Here is a 4,176-nt window from a genome sequence, read left to right on the forward strand (position 1 = left end):
CAACAACAGCTCCGTGAGATCCACGCTGGGCAGCAAGGCTTCGACCTGCTGGGAGAGCTGCGCCAGGCTGGGCGGTTCATCCAGCTTGTCAAAATTGGTGATGGTCAATGTGGGCCGCTTGCCAGACAGATCCAATTCAACGGCCTTGTTGTCATCAAAGTTGGCGGCCACCTGTCTGTAGCTGGCATCCAGTTGGCGCACCAGACCATCAATGGCTTCTTGGGGATTCAGTGGATGACCGAGTGACCGGCAGACCTGAATGCGGTTGGCCTGCCATTCCTGGCCCTGCAACAGCTTGGCCCGTGGATCACCCCAGCGATCGCTGTTCTCTACATAGACATCACGGCGGCGCAGGCTGTCTTGCAGCTTATCGAGAAAGCACAGTGTGTAGCCTCGCTTGGTGACTCGCCCCTCTTTGTCAAACACCAGACGTTTCCAGGGATTGGAAACAATGTCCAGTGGCGCCTCTTCCAGTTGCTGCTTGCGCGATTTCAACAGACCGGCCAGATATTGATGGGCTTCCAGGGTCGCCTTGCCCGCCGGAGCCGCTTTGAACTCGATATCACACAGTAATTTCGGTAAGAAGCGTCTGACCCTGCCATACTGTTCCACCATTTCATCTTGAAAGTTGTCGTCGTAAGGGCGAGCCAGTTCATGGACGGTGGCAATGGATGCCGCCAGTTTTTCACGCGGCATTTTGGCAAAGATGGCCGACCTCAGCAGTTCATCCTGCGTACTTTCATTGAGGATCAGGGCACAAACCTCCGCCAAGGCCAGCGCGGATTTATCCAGATCCTTCAGTGTCCGCAACCGCTTTTTCTGGCCCAGCTTTTTGGCCTCACCGGCAATATAGGCCTAAATTCAGATAATAAGTGCGACACTGCAAATCAGGTGTAGAAGAAGCCAACTGCTGAAGTTGGTACACTTCTTTTCACCACAAAACTAAGCAGTACCAACATGAATTATCAGCAGTTGACCGAAGGCAAAAGATACCAGATTTCAGCTCTTTTAGGGCAAGAAATATCAGTTTCAAATATAGCACGTGCACTTAATTGCCATAGAGCTACGATTTATCGTGAGCTAAAGCGGAATAAAAAAGCAACAGGATATTGTCCTGATAAAGCTCAAAGAGCATGCTTGATAAGGCGAAAGACATCCGCTAAGTATCGAATATCATCAGAGACCATTGATTTTATTCGTATTTTAATTGAAATCGACTGGAGCCCTGAGCAAGTCTCTAACGTACTTAAAAACTGCGGAGTTCCTGTTAGTCATGAATGGATTTATCAATATATCCATGATGACAAAAGAAACAAAGGGACGCTTTATCGTCATTTGAGGCAAGGAAAAAAACGCTACAGGAAAGGACAGCGAACGAAAGCAGAAGTGATTAAAAACAAAGTCTCTATTGATGAGCGCCCAGTCATTGTGGAGACAAAAAAGCGTTTTGGTGATTGGGAAATAGACACTGTTTTAGGCAAGAATGGAACGGGGTCCATCGTTACTTTATTGGAAAGAAAGACGCGCTTTTACCTGATAAAGAAAGTGAACTCAAAGTCAGCCAAAGATGTGACTCAGGCTACCATAGAGTTATTGATGCCTTTTAAAGATCATGTGCACACGATCACAGCAGATAATGGTCGAGAGTTTGCCTATCACGCTAAGATAGCTAAAGCATTAGATACGAAAGTGTATTTTGCTCATCCATATAGCTCTTGGGAGCGTGGAGCGAATGAAAATAGTAACGGCCTTCTAAGACAGTATGTGCCCAAAGGCACTGATTTAAGAAGTGTTACAGAAGAGAGAATACATTTCGCGATGAGACGAATAAACCATCGTCCAAGGAAGTGTTTAGGGTTCAAGCAACCAGCCGTTATTTTTAAAAAGATGTGTTTGGCTGCTTGAAATGAAAAGTGTCGCACTTCGGACTTGAATTCGGGGGTAATCAGTAAATCCAGCACGTCCAGGGCTTCATCGAGGGCGATGGTCTCATATGCCCTGGCGAAGGCCACTAGGATGGCCGTGCGCTTTCTCTCCGGCATGCGGGCTATTTTGTGCATAGAAATCATTCCGGCGTGACGGGCGATGTTTTTAAAGCGGACTGGCGGGATGCCGGTAAAATCCAGCTCATGCATGCCGAAGGCCTTCAGCTCCTGATAACGGCCAACCGCCTCATTGAAGGCGGGACCGCTGATCGTCACCGGCCCCTTGCGGTAGCGGTCAAAGCGGGAAGTTCGTGTTCCCTCCGGAACCTGAAGCAACGTCTCAAGCTTTGCGGTCTGCTCCGATGTCGGCAACGCCGACAGCCGTTGCCACAAGCGACTGGTGGCCCGCTCGCGCACTTCGGAAATCAAGCGGGTCAGTGTGGTGGCGCCGGGCAGCAGGATCTTGTGTTGTATCAGCCAACCGGTGGCCAGATCGAAAAGCAGGCTGGGGCGTTCGTTGCCGATCCAACTGCGTGTGTAGAGTAAGCGGTTCAGCCGGAAGGACCACGGCCACGTGAACTCCCGGTACTGATAGTGGGTACGGATCTGGGCCGTGTGCTCCCGTCGAGTGGTTTCACGCTGTGCATAGGTGGCCAGGGTTGCTATATCGGTGATGCCAAGCTGTCGTGCAACAAACCATTGAGCATTGGCCGGAACCCGTGACAGATCGGCGAGGAAGGTTCCCAGGAATCGAACGCAGCCCAACTGTAAGGCGACACCGAAACGGTTCTGAACACCACGCCGCTGAAGGATAAAAGCGAGGTCAGCTTCATCCAGATGAAAGTAGCGGGCCAACTGCACTTCATTCGGTTCGCCAGAAAATTGCCCATAGCTAGCTTTCTGTTCCGAGGTTAAAAAATCGACGGGCATGTGCTACCCCAACCAATAACTGTAAGAATCGCGAGCATTCGCAGTGTCTATTAATTTATAAGTTAGTGGACATCATAAAGTGCCTACAATAAACTGTCTATTAAATCGCTTTTCTCAGACTTAGCAGACAGACGATCTATTAATCGATTTAGGAGACTATTTTCACCTCATGAGACTCTTCGGTTACGCTCGTGTGTCCACAAGCCAGCAATCGCTCGATGTGCAGGTCAAAGCCCTCAAGGCGGAAGGAGTAAGAGCCAATCGAATCTTTACCGACAAAGTAACGGGTAGTCATGTTAACCGAGAGGGATTACGCCTATTGAGATTAAAGGTGGAGGAAGGCGATGTAATCCTGGTAAAAAAGCTGGATCTCCTTGGCCGTGACACTGCTGACATGATCCAGTTAATCAAGGAGTTCGATGAAATGGGTGTTGCTATCCGCTTTCTGGATGATGGCATTAGCACGGAAGGCACTATGGGAAAGATGGTTGTTACCATTCTTTCTGCCGTGGCACAGGCGGAACGACAACGGATATTGGAAAGAACAAATGAAGGACGTGTTGAGGCAAAAGCGAAAGGTGTTAAATTTGGTCGCAAGCGAACTATTGACCGAAGACGAGTAAAAGAGCTTCGTGAGGAAGGGGTTGGGGCTACAGACATTGCCAAGCAAATGGGTATCGGCAGGTCTACAGTGTATAAATTACTTAGGTAATGCCTGTCCTGCAGCACTGAGACGCATGGCCGGTAGCTTAAGAAAAAAGCCCCTCTCTCACAAACAAAACCTCCAGCGATTTATCCAGAGCAACTTTCATGAAATTCCTGAAGGCGGCGCCAGTGTTCTGCGGCCATGTGGATGAGTTAGTGTCGGTGACGGTGGTGAATATCGGGAAAGTGTGGATGCTTGTGCGTCACCTCGGTGTGCGCGTGCTGGTGCGAATGGGGCTCCTGCCCATCCCAGTCAAACTCGTGATCGTGTTGGTGATGATATTCATGGCGGTGCGTGTGACTGTGTTCCAACGGCTTATGGGTGTGCAGGTGTTCATGGCGTTCTGTCAGATGCAGCCACACACCCAACCCCATCAGCACGCTGGCAATCCAGAAAGCGGAGGTAACGGGTTCGTGTAACAAGGTCAGCGCGATCAGTGCTCCGATAAAGGGCGCTGTGGAGAAATACGCGCCAGTGCGCGCAGTTCCCAATCCCCGCAGTGCCAATACGAACAAGACCAAGCTTACACCGTAGCCCAGCAGCCCCAGTGTCATGATTGCGCCTGTGGTTGCCAGCGGAGGAAATGCATCTCCCATAAACCAGGCCAGCGCACAG

Annotated in this window: 3 protein-coding genes and 2 pseudogenes; 2 read left to right on the top strand and 3 right to left on the bottom strand. The window is 50.2% G+C overall.

Annotated features, from left to right (window positions below; genetic code table 11):
- A pseudogene (locus Q0241_RS15425) lies at positions 1–882 on the bottom strand (Tn3 family transposase); the annotation flags it as partial.
- Between the two features lie 75 nt (positions 883–957).
- On the opposite strand from Q0241_RS15425, the gene Q0241_RS15430 reads away from it, so the two are divergent.
- Positions 958–1,905, top strand: a complete 948-nt coding sequence (locus Q0241_RS15430) for an IS30 family transposase (RefSeq protein WP_191602418.1) — start codon at positions 958–960, stop codon at positions 1,903–1,905.
- A gap of 38 nt (positions 1,906–1,943) precedes the next feature.
- Here the strand turns inward: Q0241_RS15430 and Q0241_RS15435 are convergent.
- Positions 1,944–2,855: pseudogene (locus Q0241_RS15435) on the bottom strand (DUF4158 domain-containing protein); the annotation flags it as partial.
- A gap of 169 nt (positions 2,856–3,024) precedes the next feature.
- On the opposite strand from Q0241_RS15435, the gene Q0241_RS15440 reads away from it, so the two are divergent.
- Positions 3,025–3,567: a recombinase family protein gene (locus Q0241_RS15440; RefSeq protein ID WP_055464746.1), complete on the top strand. Its 543-nt coding sequence runs from the start codon at positions 3,025–3,027 to the stop codon at positions 3,565–3,567.
- A gap of 146 nt (positions 3,568–3,713) precedes the next feature.
- Here Q0241_RS15440 and Q0241_RS15445 read toward each other — a convergent pair.
- Positions 3,714–4,176, bottom strand: a 463-nt coding sequence (locus Q0241_RS15445) for an EamA family transporter (RefSeq protein ID WP_299379055.1), incomplete at its 5' end; no start/stop codon positions are given.

The organism is uncultured Kiloniella sp., from assembly GCF_937128705.1.
In the GTDB taxonomy this organism is placed as follows: Bacteria; Pseudomonadota; Alphaproteobacteria; order Kiloniellales; family Kiloniellaceae; genus Kiloniella.